16 protein-coding genes, 1 tRNA gene, 1 rRNA gene and 1 other annotated feature are annotated in these 19,630 nt (G+C 37.8%); of the genes, 5 read left to right on the top strand and 13 right to left on the bottom strand.

The features are described 5' to 3' along the window. Positions 1-22: 22 nt before the first annotated feature. Entirely contained in the window at positions 23-283 is a 261-nt protein-coding gene (locus F606_RS0112940; RefSeq protein WP_019554315.1) for a hypothetical protein, read from the bottom strand. A 151-nt stretch (positions 284-434) separates the two neighbouring features. Here F606_RS0112940 and F606_RS0112935 point away from each other — a divergent pair, with 151 nt between their 5' ends. After that, positions 435-1,307 carry an RluA family pseudouridine synthase gene (locus F606_RS0112935; protein ID WP_019554314.1) on the top strand — a complete coding sequence of 291 codons (873 nt, stop codon included), beginning with the start codon at positions 435-437 and terminating at the stop codon, positions 1,305-1,307. Positions 1,308-1,472: 165 nt separating this feature from the next. Continuing rightward, positions 1,473-2,408 carry a class II fructose-1,6-bisphosphate aldolase gene (gene fba / locus F606_RS0112930; protein ID WP_019554313.1) on the top strand — a complete coding sequence of 312 codons (936 nt, stop codon included), beginning with the start codon at positions 1,473-1,475 and terminating at the stop codon, positions 2,406-2,408. A 106-nt stretch (positions 2,409-2,514) separates the two neighbouring features. On the opposite strand, the gene F606_RS0112925 is transcribed toward fba, so the two are convergent. Together F606_RS0112925 and F606_RS0112920 are read right to left on the bottom strand one after the other, a co-directional pair. Next, positions 2,515-3,456 carry a tRNA modification radical SAM protein MnmL/YtqA gene (locus F606_RS0112925; RefSeq protein ID WP_019554312.1) on the bottom strand — a complete coding sequence of 314 codons (942 nt, stop codon included), beginning with the start codon at positions 3,454-3,456 and terminating at the stop codon, positions 2,515-2,517. Between the two features lie 23 nt (positions 3,457-3,479). Continuing rightward, positions 3,480-5,204: a B12-binding domain-containing radical SAM protein gene (locus tag F606_RS0112920; RefSeq protein WP_019554311.1), complete on the bottom strand. Its 1,725-nt coding sequence runs from the start codon at positions 5,202-5,204 to the stop codon at positions 3,480-3,482. 136 nt (positions 5,205-5,340) lie between these two features. Between F606_RS0112920 and pepF the strand changes: the two genes are divergently transcribed. After that, positions 5,341-7,197: an oligoendopeptidase F gene (gene pepF / locus F606_RS0112915; protein WP_019554310.1), complete on the top strand. Its 1,857-nt coding sequence runs from the start codon at positions 5,341-5,343 to the stop codon at positions 7,195-7,197. 181 nt (positions 7,198-7,378) lie between these two features. Next, positions 7,379-7,660 carry a zinc-ribbon domain containing protein gene (locus F606_RS0112910; protein WP_019554309.1) on the top strand — a complete coding sequence of 94 codons (282 nt, stop codon included), beginning with the start codon at positions 7,379-7,381 and terminating at the stop codon, positions 7,658-7,660. A gap of 112 nt (positions 7,661-7,772) precedes the next feature. Here the strand turns inward: F606_RS0112910 and pckA are convergent, their stop codons facing one another. The 3 genes from pckA to ybaK all read right to left on the bottom strand — a co-directional run bounded on the left by pckA (position 7,773) and on the right by ybaK (position 11,579). Continuing rightward, positions 7,773-9,356, bottom strand: coding sequence for a phosphoenolpyruvate carboxykinase (ATP) (gene pckA, locus F606_RS0112905; protein ID WP_019554308.1), 1,584 nt, complete (start codon positions 9,354-9,356; stop codon positions 7,773-7,775). Positions 9,357-9,549: 193 nt separating this feature from the next. Continuing rightward, complete coding sequence (thrC, locus tag F606_RS0112900) at positions 9,550-11,037, bottom strand: threonine synthase (protein WP_019554307.1); 1,488 nt, start codon at positions 11,035-11,037, stop codon at positions 9,550-9,552. 71 nt (positions 11,038-11,108) lie between these two features. After that, positions 11,109-11,579: a Cys-tRNA(Pro) deacylase gene (gene ybaK, locus F606_RS0112895; protein WP_019554306.1), complete on the bottom strand. Its 471-nt coding sequence runs from the start codon at positions 11,577-11,579 to the stop codon at positions 11,109-11,111. A 226-nt stretch (positions 11,580-11,805) separates the two neighbouring features. Between ybaK and nadE the strand changes: the two genes are divergently transcribed. Beyond that, positions 11,806-13,695 carry an NAD(+) synthase gene (nadE, locus tag F606_RS0112890; protein WP_019554305.1) on the top strand — a complete coding sequence of 630 codons (1,890 nt, stop codon included), beginning with the start codon at positions 11,806-11,808 and terminating at the stop codon, positions 13,693-13,695. Between the two features lie 75 nt (positions 13,696-13,770). Here the strand turns inward: nadE and F606_RS0112885 are convergent, their stop codons facing one another. From F606_RS0112885 to F606_RS0112855, 7 genes are all read right to left on the bottom strand, one after another. Continuing rightward, positions 13,771-14,442 carry an energy-coupling factor transporter transmembrane component T family protein gene (locus tag F606_RS0112885; RefSeq protein ID WP_019554304.1) on the bottom strand — a complete coding sequence of 224 codons (672 nt, stop codon included), beginning with the start codon at positions 14,440-14,442 and terminating at the stop codon, positions 13,771-13,773. Then, positions 14,435-15,244 (bottom strand): energy-coupling factor ABC transporter ATP-binding protein, encoded by an 810-nt coding sequence (locus F606_RS0112880; protein ID WP_019554303.1) that lies wholly within the window; start codon positions 15,242-15,244, stop codon positions 14,435-14,437. The genes F606_RS0112885 and F606_RS0112880 overlap by 8 nt, the downstream gene beginning before the upstream one ends. Continuing rightward, positions 15,238-16,536: an ABC transporter ATP-binding protein gene (locus tag F606_RS0112875; protein WP_019554302.1), complete on the bottom strand. Its 1,299-nt coding sequence runs from the start codon at positions 16,534-16,536 to the stop codon at positions 15,238-15,240. Before F606_RS0112875 ends, F606_RS0112880 begins: the two co-directional genes overlap by 7 nt. Before the next feature lie 54 nt (positions 16,537-16,590). Next, positions 16,591-16,866, bottom strand: a binding site (T-box leader). Between the two features lie 64 nt (positions 16,867-16,930). Then, complete coding sequence (locus F606_RS0112870; RefSeq protein WP_019554301.1) at positions 16,931-17,302, bottom strand: hypothetical protein; 372 nt, start codon at positions 17,300-17,302, stop codon at positions 16,931-16,933. Between the two features lie 16 nt (positions 17,303-17,318). Beyond that, on the bottom strand, positions 17,319-18,839 hold the full coding sequence (locus F606_RS0112865) for a hypothetical protein (RefSeq protein ID WP_019554300.1): 1,521 nt from the start codon (positions 18,837-18,839) through the stop codon (positions 17,319-17,321). A gap of 201 nt (positions 18,840-19,040) precedes the next feature. Continuing rightward, positions 19,041-19,117 (bottom strand) — tRNA-Ile (locus tag F606_RS0112860). Positions 19,118-19,393: 276 nt separating this feature from the next. Further along, positions 19,394-19,630 (bottom strand): 16S ribosomal RNA (locus F606_RS0112855); the annotation flags it as partial.

Genomic DNA, 19,630 nt, shown 5'->3' with positions numbered 1-19,630 from the left:
CACTCCAACTCATATTCTTATTTTAATTTTTATCAAATTTGATTGTAATTTGAAACATACGAACAACTACAACTACAAAAAACGCCAAAGCACCACCAATCGTAAAGAAAAACGCAATCGGCTTTGATACAATAACTTCGGCTGTACCGACTAAACAACACATCAACGTCACCATATACGCTAAAAAAAGTTCACCGCATTTGGGATTGTTTAATTTAGGTGCCATAAACAACCATACGATAAATCCAATCGCCATGGTTCCCATGTACTGTGTGAATTCCATAATACTAAAAACATCTCCTATTACAAAGCTTATCTATCACAATATCATTACTGGATATGTAATCCAACTCATTGTACATAATAGTAACTCTAAGTATAATAGAAATACCAAAAAAAGAAAAGTGTTAATACCTGAATTATAAGGAGAACTTATGACAACATTTATTGTACCACATACCACAGCGCCACAATCTGCTAAAGAATTTTTACGTCAAAAAGAAGGTATATCGCTAAATTTATGGCGAAAAATTAAACAAAATGATGAATTCTACATCAACCATAAAAAAGAGAACCCTGGTTTGGCGACTGTCTCGCCAGATGACGAAATCTGCTATACCTTAGCCCAGCATTCAACCATTGAGCCAACCCCGCTGCCCTTAGAAATTTGTTATGAAGACGACTATCTCCTCATTGTAAATAAACCAGCCGGTCAGCTTGTTCACCCAACAACAAAAGAACGTCAAACCACACTTGCTAATGCTATTTTATACTATTATAAACAAAACAACCTACAGCTAATGTACCATCCGGTGCATCGACTTGATAAAAATACTTCCGGCCTTGTTTTGATTGCCAAAATGCCGCAAATTCAGCATTTACTTTCCACTGGCAGTACCAAACTATTTAAACGGACATATCAAACCATTGTTGCAGGCAGACCAGCCAACGATTCGGGTCTGATTAATGCACCAATCGGTAGAAAACCAACCAGCATCATTGAACGCATGGTCACAGCCTCCGGTCAGATTGCTCGAACCCATTATAAAATTCTCCAAACAAATGGTACCTATTCTTTGCTAAAAGTAGAACTTGAAACTGGACGAACCCATCAAATCCGCGTACATCTTGCATACATCGGTCATTCAATTATCGGGGATGATCTTTATGGCGGTTCACTTGACTTAATTAATCATCAGGCTTTACATGCCAGTAAATTAACTTTTATTCATCCTGTTACACACAAAAACATCACTGTCGTTTGTGATATTCCACTTGATATGCAGCGTATTATATCTACATTATAGCTTATTTTCTATTATTTGTAATTTTTTCAAGAACTTATTTGATTTTCTATTGAAAATAATTTGATTTTACGGTATCTTAAGTTAAGTATGCACTACAAATTCCCAAGAATGTGGTATAATGAATTTGTTAGTAATATATATATATTTTACTTAGGGGGTAATAAAATGCCATTAGTTTCAACAAAAGAAATGTTCGAAAAAGCATACAAAGGCGGTTATGCGATTGGTGCTTTCAATGTTAACAACATGGAAATTGTCCAAGCAATCACAGAAGCAGCTAAAGAAGAAAACGCTCCTATCATTTTACAGGTCTCCGCTGGAGCAAGAAAATATGCAAAACATATTTATCTGGTAAAATTGGTTGAAGCCGCTTTAGAAGATACCAATCTTCCTATCGCTCTTCATTTAGACCATGGTGCAGATTTTGAAACTTGCAAATCTTGTATCGATGGCGGATTTAGTTCCGTTATGATTGATGGTTCCCATCACAGCTTCAAAGACAACATTGAATTAACAAAACGTGTTGTTGAATATGCTCATAAACACAATGTAACAGTCGAAGGTGAACTTGGTCAATTAGCAGGTATCGAAGATGATGTCAATGTATCTGCTGAAAATGCTTCGTACACACAACCTGAACAAGTTGAAGAATTTGTTAAAAGCACTGGTGTAGATTCCTTAGCAATTGCTATTGGTACAAGCCATGGCGCTTTTAAGTTCAAACCTGGTCAGAAACCAAAATTACGTTTTGATATATTAGAAGAAGTTGAAAAACGTCTTCCTAATTTCCCAATCGTTTTACATGGTGCTTCTTCTGTTATTCCTAAATATGTCGATATCATCAATAAAAATGGTGGTAAAATGGCTGATGCAATTGGTATTCCAGAAGATATGTTGCGTCAGGCTGCTAAAATGGCTGTCTGCAAAATCAATATTGATTCCGACTTACGTCTTGCATTAACTGCTGGTATTCGTGAACATTTATTTGCTCACCCAGACCATTTCGACCCAAGACAATATTTATCTCCTGCTAGAGCCTACGTTAAAGAATTAGTAAAAGCTAAAATCGTAAACGTACTTGGTTCTAACGGCAAAGCTTAATTCATAAATTTCAATAAAGGACCGGGACTTTTCCTGGTCTTTTATTTTACACAAAAACGGCGGAATACATCGTATAGCTACAATGTATTCCGCCGTTTTTCCATTCTTATATAAATTTTCGCACAGCTGCCCCATTTAAATAAGTACAGCACTGCCCTTGTGAAATGCCGCGATCTTCCATGGTCTTGATAATCGTATCACGGATTTTCCACCAGCCAGTATGCCAATTACTAAAAAGTGTATTCGCCTCTGGGGCTCGGCCAATGATCCGCTGAATAACAATATTCTTATCCAGATATTCCAAAAAAGTAATTACGCGTTCTTGATATTCTTCACAGGAAATTAAATTCAATAGCCCTGCTTGATATTGCTCCGCCATTTTAGTGCCTTTAACAATATATAAAGCATGCAGTTTAACCTGATCGATTTTAAGGGCCGAAAGTATTTTGGCCGCTTCAATCACATCCAGTTTATCATCCCACGGCAGATTTAAAATCAAGTGTGCACAAGTGTCCAGTCCATAGTTTTTGATCCGAAGGCTTGCATCAATAAATTCAGCCACCGTATGCCCACGATTGATTTTTTGCAGCGAATGATAATTAACGCTCTGCAGCCCAAGTTCCAGACAAATATCAACATGTCTTTCTTCTTTTATTTTTTGTAGCATCGCCAAATACGTATCATGGATACAATCTGGACGTGTCGCAATATAAATCGCCACTACATCATCCTGACAAGCTTCTTCTACATAGTTTTTCAGCTCTTCTACCGGCAAATACGTATTACTGAAATTCTGAAAATAAGGGATGAATTTTTTCGCTTTATATTTTGGAATAATATGGGCTTTATTAATATCAATTTGCTGCGTTACCGTCATGTCAGCCGGTAAATTTTCATAACCTGCACCGATTTCCCCACAAAATGTACAGCCATCGATACCACAAGCACCATCCCGATTGGGACAAGTTACAGGAAGACCAATCGGCAGCTTATAAACTTTTTCACCATAACGATCTTTTAAATAATCGGAATAAACATTATATACCATGTGCTACAATCAATCTCCTCAATTTACAATACAATTTTTTGATAAGAAGTCTCGCCTTCAGCAAAACGAAATAACACTGCAGTTGGCTCTTGAATTACTTTTCCTGAATTGATCAACATTATTATATCAATCGCAAACACTTCAATATGGTATTTTTTCTTCAAATCACGCCAATTTGTAAAAGCATATTCTAAAATATAGTTTTGGGCCTCATCGCCACGCCAAAAAGCAGAAGTTTCTTCTTGATACGTATCCTGATTCCAGGGCAAAAACAAAGGTCTTATCGATCCATGATCTGCTAGCAATGCATCAAACAATAAAAGCTGCTCTATAGGTTGAATCGACAAAAAATCCAGAGTCTGACAAAAATCATACAGATATTGATACAGTGACTTTGTTGTATGAGCAATCAGATGGAATTGTCTCTTTTCCCAATAGCAGGTCAATTTTTCATAAAAAGCAAAAGCGTCTCCGCCTAGCATTGAAATAACATACTGGATCGTATTTCGAAACCGACCCGCATTATAATACCGTTCAAAAACATCTTCAAATGTATGCAGCATACGGATTTCTCCATAGGACATATACGTATTGGACAAGACCTGATATGGTGCCATATTCATAAATACATAACCATGTTCTTTTGCCATGGCAGTAATACCTGCACCTTTAAGCATTTTCAAGAATCCAATTTGCAGCATATCCGGTTTTAATGCATAGACTTCGTTAAAAGAACGAGCAAAAGACACCAGGTCTTCATTTGGTAAACCAATAATCAAATCAACATGCAAATGCATATTGTGAAAACCAAGTATTGTTGTAATATTATGCACAATATCATCCCAATGGTTCACACGACAAACTTGTTTTAGGGTAATTTCATTTGTCGACTGAATACCAATTTCAAGCTGCACTCGCCTGACAGGCATTTGTTTGAGCACCGCTAAAACATCCGCGTCCATATAATCTACAGCAATTTCAAAATGAAAATTCGTCTGACAGTCCGCTTGTGCCAAAAATTCTAAAATAGGCATAAAGTGTGACTTTTTTGCATTAAAAGTACGATCAACAAACTTAACCTGCCGTACATTATGTCGAATAAAAAATTGTAACTCCCCCAACACCCGCTCTATATCTAAAAAACGAACCCCTTTTGTCGCACAAGACAAACAATATTGACAAGAAAAAGGACAACCGCGCGAACTTTCATAGTAAATAATTTTATCGGCTAAAGCTTTCATATCTTGATCATGATACGGAAAAGGCAATGTATTCAAATCATCCACAACAATAGCATGTCCTTCCAAAACATCACCATTTCTATCACGCCGCGTAACGGCCGTTATAGCCTCTGAGACTTCGCCATGTTTTAATTGATCCAATAATGTATGCAGTGTAACTTCGCCTTCTCCTTGGATAACATAATCCACTTCAGGCATACCCAGCATAAATTCACGCGGCTCATATGAGACCTCTGGACCGCCGCAGATAATTTTACAATTTGGTAATGTTTTATGCACCAATTGAATCAGTTTTTGCGTAAGATCAATATTCCATATATAACAAGCAAAGCCAATACAATCTGGTTTTGTCTCATAAATCTGTCCCAGCATATCTAAAAGCTGATTATTAATACTAAATTCCAACAATTCCAGTTCACAAACATCTTGACAATAGTCTTTCAAATACCTCAGTGCTAACGAAGAATGTGTATATTTTGCATTCAACGTCGTTAAAAGAACTTTCAATTTTTCACCTCATTAATTTTACGATTGCAAATGTCACTTCTACAATTATACTGAGAAAAAAATAATATTACCAGCTATTTGGTGATATAATTAATGACAGTTGAAATTTTGATTTCTATAATAAAAGGAGAAGCCTATGAATCTACTATATAAACTCAGCGACCGAATGAACTTGTCTGCGACCGATACGACATCTGCTGCACCTGTAGCAACACGCGATAAAATCGAAGCAAAATTCAAATGGAGCTTACATGATATTTATCCAAATGATCAAGCTTTTCAAGCTGATTATGAAAAACTAAAGGAACAAATCCTACACTTTGAGGCTTTTAAAGGTAAACTCAACAATGCTAACGATTTACTACAATGCTTTAGGCTGCGCGATGAAGTCGATATCAAACTCAGCTCTTTATTTGCTTATGCTCGTATGAATCGCGATACGGATGCCACCAATGCCGCTTATCAAGCAATGACGGCTCAAGTAACGACACTACTCAGTGATGACGCCAGCGCACAGGCATTTATTGAACCAGAACTTTTAGCGCTACCAGCCGAAACCTTACTTACTCTAATTGGAAGCAGACCCGAACTTTCAGCATATTCTTTCTATATAAAGAATATGCTGCGACAAAAAAGTCATATATTATCTCCAATAGAAGAAGAATTATTCGCGAAAACCAGTGAGCTGCGCCAATCTGCCATGAATATTTTTACTATTTTCACAAATGCGGATCTTAAATTTCCTGAAACAATAACCGAATCCGGTCAAAAAGCACCCCTGACGGAAGGTCGCTACAATCAATTGATTCGTTCAACCAATCGTGAAGTCCGTCATGATGCTTTCAAAAATCTATTCAATACGTATTCATCTTTCCGTAATACGCTCGCCACGACATATAGTGCCAATATAAACAGTACTATGTTTCAAGCAAAAACGCGAAAATACCAGTCTACACTGGAAGCGGCCCTTGATAACAACAACATTCCAGCTAGTGTCTATACAAACGTAATTGATACCATTCACAAAAACTTTGCCCAAATGCATCGTTATGTTGCATTAAAGAAAAAAGTCTTGCAACTGGATCAAATTCATATGTATGACTTGTATACACCGATTGTTCCTGAACTAAAAACTGTATTTCCGTATGAAGACGGTCTAAGTCTCGTCATTGACAGTTTACAGCCACTAGGACAAACCTATATCAAAGATTTATTAAATGGCGTAAATAACGGCTGGATCGATATTTACGAAAATCAAGGGAAACGCAATGGTGCTTATTCTTGGGGAGTGTACGGTCTGCATCCATTTGTTCTCCTAAATTACGATGACAGTTATAATGCTGTTTCTACACTGGCACACGAGCTCGGACATGCCATGCACAGTTTTTACAGCAGCCAAAAGCAAGACTATATCAACTCAGAATACACTATTTTTTGTGCGGAAGTCGCTTCTACTACCAATGAAAATCTACTTTTGGATCATATGCTCCATATCGTCAAAGAACCAGAAAAACGGATTTATTTTATTAACCAATATTTAGAACAAGTCCGCACAACGGTATATCGTCAGGCACTTTTTGCCGAATTCGAAAAAATCGCACATGCAAAAGCAGAAATTGGTGAAGCCCTTACAGCAGATGCTCTTGAGACGATCTGGACAGCACTCAATACTGCTTATTATGGTAATGATATCATAATCGACCCTGAACTTAAAATCGAATGGGCGCGTATCCCACATTTTTACCGTCCATTTTATGTCTACCAATATGCTACAGGTTATGCTGCGGCAACAACCTTAGCAGAGCAATTACAAACAGAAGGACCTATTGCACAAAAACGTTATTTACAATACCTACAAAGTGGTGGCTCTGATTACTCCATTAATTTATTACGTCAGGCCGGTGTTAACATGACGACACCAAAACCGCTTGAAATCACACTAGAAAAATTTTCAAAACGACTCGATGAACTCGAAACATTTTTACTAAAATGATACTAAATAATAAGCAGTCAATTTTATTTAAAAGAATTCCTTGACATTTTATACCTGTTACGTTATACTAAATTATAGTAACTCAATGAATTGCTTTTAGATGGCTTGTGTAGCTCAATTACCCAACCAACTTACCAGCACATTTATGGTGACTAATAAAAAATAGGAGGTTGGTTATATAATGGCCTACCAAGACGAACAACTTACATGTAAAGATTGCGGAACAGAATTCGCATTCACAGTTTCAGAACAAGAATTTTATGCTGAAAAAGGTTTTGAAAATAAACCTGCTCGCTGCCCACAGTGTCGTGCAGCAAGAAAAGCATCAAATGGTAATGCACGTCCACAACGTGAAATGTTCACTGCTATCTGCAGCGAATGTGGCACAGAAACTAAAGTTCCTTTCAGACCTACTGAAGGAAAACCTGTTTACTGTCGCGATTGCTTCCAGGGCAGACGTTAATTTTTGAAATTTAAAAGACCTTCGGGTCTTTTTTTTCGCCCAAATATAAGAGTAAGATATAAAAAGACGATGCTGAATTGACGGCATCGTCTTTTTATATCTTACTCTTCCTCTATTCTACTTTAGGTCCAGCATTTAATATATCATCCGGCATTGCACCTTTAAATTTTTCAACATTTTCGGCAAAGCGTTTTGCTAGTTTTTTTGCCTGGATCTTATAATCTTTCTTATTATTCCAAGTATTCGATGGTTTCAATATTTCTGTTGGCACATCCGGACAAGATGCCGGGATAGCCACTTGGAAGATCGGATCTATTTCCCAGTCCACATCATCCAGCTTACCATCGAGTGCAGCCGTAACCATAGCTCTTGTATATTTCAAGTCCATCCTGCGACCTACACCATAGGGACCACCAGACCAACCAGTATTTAGTAGATATACATGGGTGTTGAATTTATCGATTTTTTCACCTAATAATCTTGCATATTTAAGTGGTGACAATGGTAAAAACGGTTCACCAAAACCAATAGAGAAAGTTGCCTGAGGTTCCGTAATACCGCGTTCTGTACCAGCTACTTTACTCGTATATCCTGATAAGAAATGATACATAGCCTGCTCTTTCGTAAGTTTTGAAATTGGTGGCAGCACGCCAAAAGCATCTGCTGTAAGGAAAATAATGGCTGTCGGATGCTCTGCAATACTTGGATGGACAGCATTCGGAATAAAATCGAGTGGATATGCCGTTCTTGTATTTTCCGTATAGCGTGTATCAAAATAATCTGCATGTCTTGTTTTATCCTGAATATGAACATTTTCCAAAACTGTACCATACTTTATCGCACGGAAAATTTCTGGTTCGGAGTCTTCCGTTAATTTAATACATTTTGCATAACAGCCACCTTCAATATTGAAGATCCCCTCATCACTCCAACCATGTTCATCATCACCAATAAGATTACGATTTGGATCTGCTGATAAAGTAGTCTTTCCTGTACCACTCAAACCAAAGAAAAGGGCTGAATTTCCATCTTTGCCTACATTTGCCGAACAATGCATCGATAAAATCCCTTTTTGTGGTAATATGTAATTCATTACCGAGAAAATTGATTTTTTCATTTCACCAGCATAACGACCACCACCAATAAGCACCATTTTTTTATCAAAATTTAAAATGATAAAAGTTTCCGAATGGGTTTTATCTTCAACAGGATCTGCCATAACACCCGGCATACAAACAACCGTAAAGCCTTCTTTTTCACTCGGTTTCTTTTCCGGTTTGATAAACAGCTGTTTAATGAATAAATGCTGCCAGGCTAATTCATTAATAAATTTAACCTGTAAACGATTTTCCAAATCAGCACCAGCATAAACATCGGTTACATAAAGCTGATGATCTTCCCCATACTTTTTCATCTTCGCATATAAACGATTAAATGTATCTTCACTGCAAGGCGTATTGTTCGTCCAGCTAATCAATTCATGAACAGCTGGCGTATCGACAATAAATTTATCTTTTGGCGAACGTCCAGTATGCTTCCCTGTCGTAACACAAAGCGCGCCTGTGTCGGAAAGTACCCCTTCCTGATTTTTAACGGCTTCTTCGATTAACTCGACTACGCTTAAATCATGCGAAACTCTACGCGCCCCAGCTAAAAGATCGTGGCTTGATTTTTGTCTTGATAAACTAATTCCCATGTCAGTCAACCCCTCATATCTAATAATATAGTCATAATACGATTACTCACATGTATTATATAGTTAAGTTTTCTCCATTAAGAAGTAAATCCCTGCTAAATTTTTCAAGTTTTCAATATATTCTCTATTTTCTTGCAGATAAAAATAGAGCCCGTCACAAGACGGTCTCTATTTCTAGAATGATACAATTTACTTATAAAATTGTTTTTACAATATTTATCATATCTTCCTTTGTACAGATTTGTTGATGCAAAACTTTTGCCGTTCGCAAATTCGCTAAACCGATTGGAATCGGAGCCGAATTATATTTTGCCAATGTATCAAGCAAGTCAAATTCATCGGCATTTTTTTTATCAATTGCTAAAGCATCGAGAACACTATCATTGAATTTATATGGACTTGCCGTCGATACAATTACCGTAGGAGTCGTATCCTCTGTTATTTGTTTGTATGCATCAGATACTTGCCAAGCGACGGCCGTATGCGTATCTACGATATAATTATGCTGCTGATAAACAGCCTTTATTTTTGCTGCGGTTTGTTTATCATCTGCCCAGCCGGCCCAAAAAGTAGATTGAATCTTTGCCAGATAATCAGCTCCAACATTATAGCTTCCTACTTCAGCAAGCTGACTCATCCATCTGCAAATCTGTTTTGAATCGCCTCCGCCAATATGATATAAAAGACGTTCTAGATTGCTAGAAATAAGAATATCCATCGAGGGTGTAATGGTCTTAAAAAAATCTCGCTGTCGATTGTAAATACCAGTACGCAAAAAATCTGTCAAAACATTATTCGCATTCGATGCACAAACGAGTTTATTGATTGGCAGTCCCATACACTTTGCATAAAACCCCGCCAAAATATTTCCGAAGTTCCCCGTCGGTACAACAAAATTAATTGAATCACCGAATTTTATTTTATTGTGAGACACCATTTGCGCATAGGAATTGAAATAATAGACAATCTGCGGTACAAGTCTGCCCCAATTGATCGAATTTGCTGAAGATAACTGAAAGCCCTGATTTTTGAGCATTTTATTAAAGTCTACATCATTGAAGATTCGTTTAACGCCTGTCTGCGCATCATCAAAATTCCCCGTCACGGCTGCCACAGCAACATTTTCACCTGTCTGCGTAACCATTTGCTGCCTCTGTATTTTACTAACGCCTGCCTTTGGATAAAAAACCATAATCCGAATTTGATCTACATCTTTAAAGCCTTCCAAAGCCGCCTTGCCAGTATCACCGGATGTTGCTACCAAAATCACAATTTCAGACTTTTCGCCAGTTTTCACCAATGCGGTTGACATGAGTTGCGGCAATAACTGCAAAGCCATATCCTTAAAAGCACTCGTTGGACCATGCCAAAGTTCTAATATATTTTCATGATCGACAAAGCTTTGCAAAGGCGCTATCAAATCTGTATCGAATTTTGAATTTCCATATGCTTTTTCAACACATTGTTTGAGCTCCGCTGGTGTATAATCTGTCAAAAATTGACCCAATATTTTCTCTGCACACTCCTGGTACGTTGCAGAAAGTAAACTTTTTAAAAAATCAGGACTTATTTTAGGCAGCTCCGTTGGTATGAATAACCCACCATCCTCGGCAATACCAGCAATAATTGCCTCTGCGGACTTTAAGATCTGCTCATTTCCTCTTGTACTTCTATATTTCATGTAAACCTCCATCTTCTACTTTACAAAATTAAATTTCAAAATCCATCCATACTATGCTAAAATAAATACTGTTAACGCGAAATCGGATGCACATTCGCCTGAACAGCGCGAATAAGATCCGCCGGAGTTAAAAGAAATTGTGCACCGCGCACACCGGCACTAATAGCAATGATATCCCATTTTTTTGCACTTTCATCTAAAAATACCGGATATTCTTTTTTTGCACCAATGGGAGAACAGCCGCCACGAATATAACCTGTTAATCCTTGTACTTCCTTAAGATGTACCATTTCAACTTTTTTATTGCCGCTGACAACCGCCAGCGTTTTCAGGTCAAGTTCACCACCACCGGGGATACAGGCCATTAAAACGCCGTTTTTATCACCACGAACGACCAATGTTTTAAAAATTTTTTCAACGGGCATACCAACCTGGCTGGCAACGTGAACTGCACTTAAATCATTGATATCGACGGCATATTCTTTAATTTCATATTTAATTTTCAAAGTATCTAAAATTCTTGCTGCATTCGTTTTTTTCATTTTTACTGCCTCACACTAAGTCTAGAATTAAATTTATTAGCGGCGATACCGCAAACTAGTAATTATTATACCATATATTGAAAGCTAAAAATATAGATTTTAACTATTTTGTCGTCCTCAAAAACACCATTCTTTACACTATTCTTTATTTTTATATAGAATTGCATAATACTTTATTGTTAGTGTAAATTAAAATACATAAAAGCAAACGAAATGAGGGTTCACCATGTTAAACATAGCCTTGGGACAGTTTGAAGTAAAACCTGGCCGTCCTGACTTAAATACACAAAAAATGCTGTCTATGATTCATGAGGCAAAAGAAAAAAATATAGATCTCATCATTTTCCCTGAAATGTCCATTCCTGGTTATCTACTTGGTGACACGTGGGAACAATCATCCTTTCTAAAAGACTGTGAATATCATGGTCAACAAATTATTCAAGCATCGGATACGATCTATATTATGTTTGGAAATATTGCCGTGGATTGGGCAAAGTTTAACAACGACGGGCGTGTACGAAAATACAATGCTTTTTTTACCGCATATCAGGGTAAGCTTCTTCCCCATCCGAAACTTCCTTATGATTTTGGTATAAAAGCACTTATGCCAAACTATCGTGAATTCGACGATACCAGACATTTTTTCAGCCTGCAAAAACTAGCAGCTGAATTAAACTGTCCTGCCGAAGATCTGCTGGCCCCTATTGAGCTTCACATAAATGGGAAAATACAAAAGGTCGGCACACTGATTTGTGAAGATGGCTGGAGCGATGACTACCAGCTGGCACCACTTGAAATTCTTCATAAAAAATATGATATTGATTTTTTTGTCAACATTTCATCATCCCCTTATACCCTTGGTAAAAACAACAAGCGTAATCGTGTATTTGCCAAACAAGCTAAAGAAAACAAAATACCTCTTCTATACGTTAACAATACAGGCATTCAAAACAATGGCAAAACAATTTACACCTTCGATGGATCCAGTACCGTGTATGCAGCAGACGGCAATATAATTGCCTATGGAAAACCTTATGAAGAAAGCCTTATCTGTATTAACTTAGCTAAAAATAGCCAGCCTCTGCCAATTTCCATTCAAGAGGAACAAGAAACGGCCGCTATTTTTGAAGCTCTAACATATGGAATTCGTAAATTTTTACAAAACATTCATATGGAAAAAGTCGTATTGGGCATCTCCGGCGGCATTGATTCAGCCGTCGCTGCCGCTTTATATGTAAATATCCTCGGTCCGAAAAACGTGTTATTGATTAATATGCCGAGTATCTACAATTCAAACACCACCAAAGATTTATCCTCTAAACTTGCCAAAAATCTTGGCTGTAATTATGCAATTTTACCGATTCAAGAAGTCGTTGATTACAGCATTAAACAATTTGAAACAACGCCTGTTATCAATTTAGCAGATTCATCGGCATCCAATCTTCATGTATCATCGTTTGTTGCCGAAAATATTCAGGCTCGTGACCGTTCTGCCCGCATTTTAGCCGGCATGGCAGCTAGTTTTGGCGGCGGTTTCACCTGTAATGCCAATAAAGCCGAAACGACGGTTGGATATTCGACTTTATATGGTGATCAATCTGGTTTTCTGGCAGCTTTAGCTGACTTATGGAAAAACCAAGTGTACGCTTTGGCTTATTATCTAAATCAAGAAGTTTTTCATAAAGAAGTAATTCCGCAAGCTACAATCGATATCGTACCAAGTGCCGAACTTTCCCATAACCAAGCAGTCGATGAAGGAAAAGGCGACCCTATCAAATACCCTTATCACGACTATCTGTTCCGCTCTTTTGTCGAACGTTGGAAAAAAGCAACGCCAGAGGATATTTTACAGTGGTATAAAGAAAACCGACTGGAAAAAGAAATCGGGTGTAAAGCCGGTTTAGTTAAAAAATATTTCCCGACCCCTCAGGAATTCATTGAGGATTTGGAGCGCTGGTGGAATCTATATTCCGGTATTGCTGTCGCCAAGCGAATCCAGGCTCCACCAATTTTGGCCATCAGCCGACGTGCCTATGGCTTTGACCATCGCGAATCACAAAACGGTCCTTACTATACCGTAAAGTATAAAAAACTCAAGCAGGAACTCCTGAACTAATTTCGCAAAAAATAGCAGGCGGCTTTATTAGATAAAGCTGCCTGCTATTTTTCATTCCAAAAACATATAGAAGAACTAAGCAAATCGAAGAATACTACTGCACAGACCGATAAAAACTAGAATTGCTATATAATCAATGAGCTGCAATTTCGTTTCAGCCATAAAAGTACGTTGTTTGCTTTCCGAGAAACCCCGCATTTCTAAACTAACCGCCATGTTCTCACTGCGCATAATCGCCCGAAAAACCATGGGCTTGATAATTGCCATATAGCCAATAATACGCTTTAGCGGACTGCCTGTATTTTTATAGCCGCGGCAAGCCTGTGCTTCACGCACAGCTTTACTTTCCTCCAGTAAATCCGGCACAAAACGGAAAACGGCCGTAACCATAAAAGCATACTGATAAGGAAGACAGCACTGCTTTACTAGTGCGGCTGTGATTTGCTGCGTTTTCGTTGTTATAAGCATCAACAAAATGGAAACAGCCATATTTAACATCCGCAACGCTGACACCAACGCAACCGTATAAGAACTGCCCGCGATCATTTGAACTGCAAATAAAAAAACTGCAAATAAAACAAGCAATAAGACGGCTTTACCAATTTGATTAAATTTCCCGCTCACTACCGCAGCCAGTAATTCAAGACCGAAAAAAAGCAGCAATGCATGTATATTATTTGTTATTAAAGCCACAAGAGAAATACAAACTGCAAAAACAATTTTCGTAAACGCTGCAAAGCTAAACATGCAAATCCCTCCGCCCTTGCATTTTTTGATAAATATCTGCCGGAGTCATACAAATATCGAGCCCCAAATCGCGGCTGATTCGAACCGCTTCCGGCAATTCAAGGCCTAACTCCACGGTCTTTTTTTCATTTGCAAACAATTCTTTTGGCGCACCATTGAATTTTATTTTACCATTTTCTAAAACAATCATTGTTTTTGCGTGTTCCGCGATGATATCCATATCATGACTCACAATCAAAACCGTCAGCCCTTCAAGGTTCAGCTTTCGCATCAGACGCAGCAGCTTGGTCCGTTCTCGGCAATCCTGTCCCGTTGTCGGTTCATCCAAAATTAGCAATTGCGGCTGTGCAGCGAGTGCTGATGCGATCGACAAACGCTGTTTGATACCACGTGGCAGAGTCTGCGGCGCCCATTCAGCAAAAGCAGCTAAATCTGTTGCCTGCAAGACTACCTCAAGCTGCAGTTCAATTTCTTTTTTAGTAAAACCAAGTTGCATAGGTCCATATATAATTTCTTCCCGAACCGTACTCGCAAAAAGCTGCCGATCTGGATTTTGAAATACATAGCCAATATGTTTCGCCATATCTGCCGCCTGGCATTTCGTTACATCCTGTCCATTCATTTCAATACTACCCGCCTCGGCATTGAGAAGTCCCATAATCAGACGCGTCAGCGTCGTCTTCCCGCTGCCATTACGACCGGCAAGGGCAATAATTTCCCCCTGTCGTATTGTAAGTGAAATATCCGTCAATATCTTATGTTTTCTATCATAAGAAAACGCAATATCCTTTAATTTTAGCATGTGGTATCACCCATTTCCAAATAAATCTTCCACCGCAACGGGATTGCTTCCGGGTATATTTTCTCTTGATGCATATAATTTAAACAATCATTAACAGACCCGGCAAATTTCATTTCTCCAGCATCCATAACAATTAACTGATCTGCTAAATCCGCAACATATTTCAAATCATGTTCCGCCACTAAAATAGTCGTATGATATGTCTTATTAATTTTCTTCAATAAGCGATAGATTTCAATGGCGCCTTCAGGATCAATCGCAGCAATCGGCTCATCTAAAATCAGAATTTCCGCATGCATCGCTAACATAACAGCAATAGCCAAGCGTTGTTTCTGCCCACCAGAAAGAGAAGAAATATTTCTTTTTTCCAGCCCGTTAAGTCCTACCATCTGCAGTACTTCCGCACGCCGTTTCATAATCTTTTCTGGAGGCATCCCTGCATTTTCAAGAGAAAAATCAATTTCATCGCCAATGGTCTCGGTAACAAGCTGACCCTCGTAATCGTCCATCACCATCCCCACTTTGCGATTGAGTTCACGCCGTCTCGTGTTCAATACACTAATATTATTTATACTAATTTCACTATCATATATATCATCAAAATAATCCATCCGCGCTCCGGCAATCGTGAGCAATAAAGAAGTTTTACCAGCCCCATTGACACCAGTTAATACAGAAAAAGACCCTTTTGGAACAAAAAGATGGATGTTCCGTAAACTATATTTATCTTTTTGCTGGGCATTGACATTCGAATTGAAAATTGTATTAGCCGGCTGATATAAAATCTGGCCCACGGCCAAGCCGAACAAAGCAACAATAAGGACCGTTGGCAGCATGACAAATAAAAAAACAGGAATGGGTAGATCCAAAACAACTTTGGTAATAAAAACGAATGTACCACCACTAATAAAAGTTGTGACAAAAACTAAAAGTGCCGGTTCTATATTAACTTTACGAAATTTAAAATCAAAAAAATGATTTTTTGCAATATAGGCGCAAATAAACGCCGCAAGCGGATCACTGATGAGATTTGCATAGGGTAAAGCCGCTTTTGATGACATCGTTGCGACAAGTCCTGAAACAATCCCTATTCCCAACCCTTGTCCAACCGTTGGCCGACACAGCATAATCGCCATTGTATACATCAATATATTCCAGTTTAAGGATATTCCACCTATATTGGGCGAAACCATCCGCAAAATCACCCCAATTGCCAACAATAATATGGTTATTGTCAGCCACCGTAAATTACCATCTACTTTTTCTCTAAACCGTATTGATTTTTCCTGCATTGCCTTCAGCCCCTTAAAATTCTTAAATACACTAAAAAACCTCTCGCCCCCTATAAAAGGGACGAGAGGTTACTATACTCACGATGCCACCCTTGTTGACTAAAAATCAGTCCAACTCAGTCAAAGTACGAGACCTATAGATCAACGAAACGTCTGATACCCGATTCTTAAAATAACGGCAGAATATTTCCGGCAGCCCTTACCCCGTAAAACGGATCAAAGCTGCATTTCTTAGGTCCATTCTTCATATCGACTTGTATCGAACTCCCACCGCCTCCGACTCGCTGAACTTATCTTCCTATGAGTACTATTCCTAATCATCAAAATTATTTTATGAAGTTTTGTTTAGTATAACAAAATCATATATTTTTGTCAACAATAGCATAGATATATACTACATATATCCACGAATAAACGTCAATATCAGCCAAACTACAATACCGATACCTATACCGATTAAAGCTACCGGTAAAGCTACCAACAAAACAAAAGCAGCAATTGCCATTACAACCAGCGCTATAACCAATTTTGTTACCCAATTTGAATGTCCCATATTGACATTTTTTACATAAACCTTTTGATAGGGATTATGAATATGCATATATGGCTGCTCCGCCTGTTCATTGACCTTATCATTAATCGTAACACCATGATATGTTGCTTGTTCTTCTTGGGACATTACCCTTACAGGATCATCTCCCGCTAAGTCACAATAGGAACATTTACCGGTCTCATCCATTTCTCGATTACATTTCGAACAACGCATGAAAATCCCCCCTTACCTAAAATGCATATAAAGAAAGCACAAAGCCTTCTTCCGTTAAATATCTTGGATCAAAAACACGCAGCTGCAATGCTTCTGCAATCTTCTTACAAGAATTAGAAAATTCTTTATCTGATACAGCTAGTTTTTTCAAAAAATTCTTTTTATTAATAAAATTTACGCCATTGATCGTCGCAAACGAAAGAAAAATCCCAGCTGCTATAAACTCCGCTCGATCTGTTGATTTAAAACTATTAAAAAAGCTGCCCCACATCTTGAGTAATAAATCAGTAGCATGCAAACTAAATTTATAACGTTTTGCCAATGACTGTAGAAGCAATGTGACCGATTCATCGGGCTTTTCAATTGCTTGCTTTATTGTCGGAAATTGATGCAGCAGGAGCTCTGGTGCAACAACATTTACTTTAGCCAAATGAACTAGAATATCAATCGTGTGGCGAACCATAATCGCATGACGTTCAAAAAACTGTTCAATATTTACTTCTGGATCTTGATATTTATACAAGCATTGCTGCCGCATAATCTCTTCTTTAATCCGTTTTCGTAAAATAGTACTAGCTGGTATACTCGTAATATAATTTAGCATAACAACACCATCGAGATAAATATGACCATAAAGGATTACTTTTTTATAATCATGTAATCCATAATCTGGTGTCGGTAATTGAATTTTTTCGTCCGTCAACAAGTTTGTGCATTCAACAACAGATTCATTCACCAAACGATTAATATAAAAAACTGTAAACTTAGCTCTTAATAAATCATTAAGAATATGCTTTTCATCAGCCGTCAACACATCTTTTTTGCTTTCATAAAAATACCGCAGCGGTGTACTGTCATTCTTGACTAAATGATAATCAAATAAATAATAATCCCAAAATCCAAGCCAAAATTCTTCCCCATCTTCGTCGGGAACTACGTTAAACGGCCCGGAATAAAGTGATAAAGCACGGTTAAAATCAAAAGAAAATTCTTCATTTTTGTAATAAAGTCCAATTTTATTTAAAAGTTTTTCGAGTAAAACATTTAATTTATTTGCATCTTTCATGGACAGTTCTTTTGTTGTATGAAGATTTTCATAAAACTCTTCATCCGTTGATTTGATTTCGGGAAGCGTGAATTGCTCTTCGACAAAAAAATATTTTTTTCCATTACGCAAACTTTCAAGTTGTGAAATCTGTTTTTCTTTTAACAAATAACGGTAAAAGTCTTCTAATATCGCAAAAAAATCTTTTACGCTATCTTCATTAAGAACCATTGTATCATTGTTTTCCGCAATCCAAAACAATGATTTTGCATAATCCAAATCCGAAAGTTCATTTAAATCATACAGATCAATATAATCCAAATAATAAATAAACCATTGTAAATTTTTCCATATACACTTTAAATCCGCATCTGAATTTCCCCGCCAAGCTTTTTTGCGCAAATATTTTTCAATGGATGCCTGTTCGATAATGCCATCAAAATCTATACATTCATCATAAAATAATTGAATTTCGTCATATACATTTTTCATTAATTTGAAATTCTCCTTAGTAAGTACCAACACTTATATGAATTCATTATAACACATCATATAGTACCTTTCTACTGCATCAAACGGATTCAAGCAAAGCAATATAAAGCCTAATAAAGGAACCTGTATAAACTCTTCAGTTTATACAGGTTCCTTTATACTCAATTATCGATATATTTCATTGAATTCGGCTAATCTGAATGGTGGGCCTAAATAGACTTGAACTATTGACCTCACGCTTATCAGGCGTGCGCTCTAACCAGCTGAGCTATAGGCCCATTCATCTACCGCGATATCTCGACTCACACTCGCTTTGTTGCTAAGCGACACTCATCATACGCGATTTTTACGGGAATTTTTATACACCCACAAGTTTTTTAAATATCTTTTATTATTAGGAATCTGCAACAATTCTTAATAGCAGATACTTAAACAAACGAAGGCATTCCCTCAAAACTAGACAATGTAGAAAGGCCAAATGTGTACGACCTAGAATGACATCCGACTACCGAAGTAGTCTTTGAAACTGTATTTCAAGTCTCGTGTCTCCTTAGAAAGGAGGTGATCCAGCCGCACCTTCCGATACGGCTACCTTGTTACGACTTCACCCCAATCATCGCCCCCACCTTAGACGGCTGGCTCCTTGCGGTTACCCCACCGGCTTCGGGTGTGAATGACTTTCGTGGTGTGACGGGCGGTGTGTACAAGACCCGGGAACGTATTCACCGCAGTATGCTGACCTGCGATTACTAGCGATTCCGACTTCATGCAGGCGAGTTGCAGCCTGCAAT

It is taken from the genome of Propionispira raffinosivorans DSM 20765 (assembly GCF_000381065.1).
Lineage (GTDB): Bacteria > Bacillota > Negativicutes > Selenomonadales > Selenomonadaceae > Propionispira > Propionispira raffinosivorans.
This window is presented reverse-complemented; position numbering and strand designations above follow the sequence as displayed.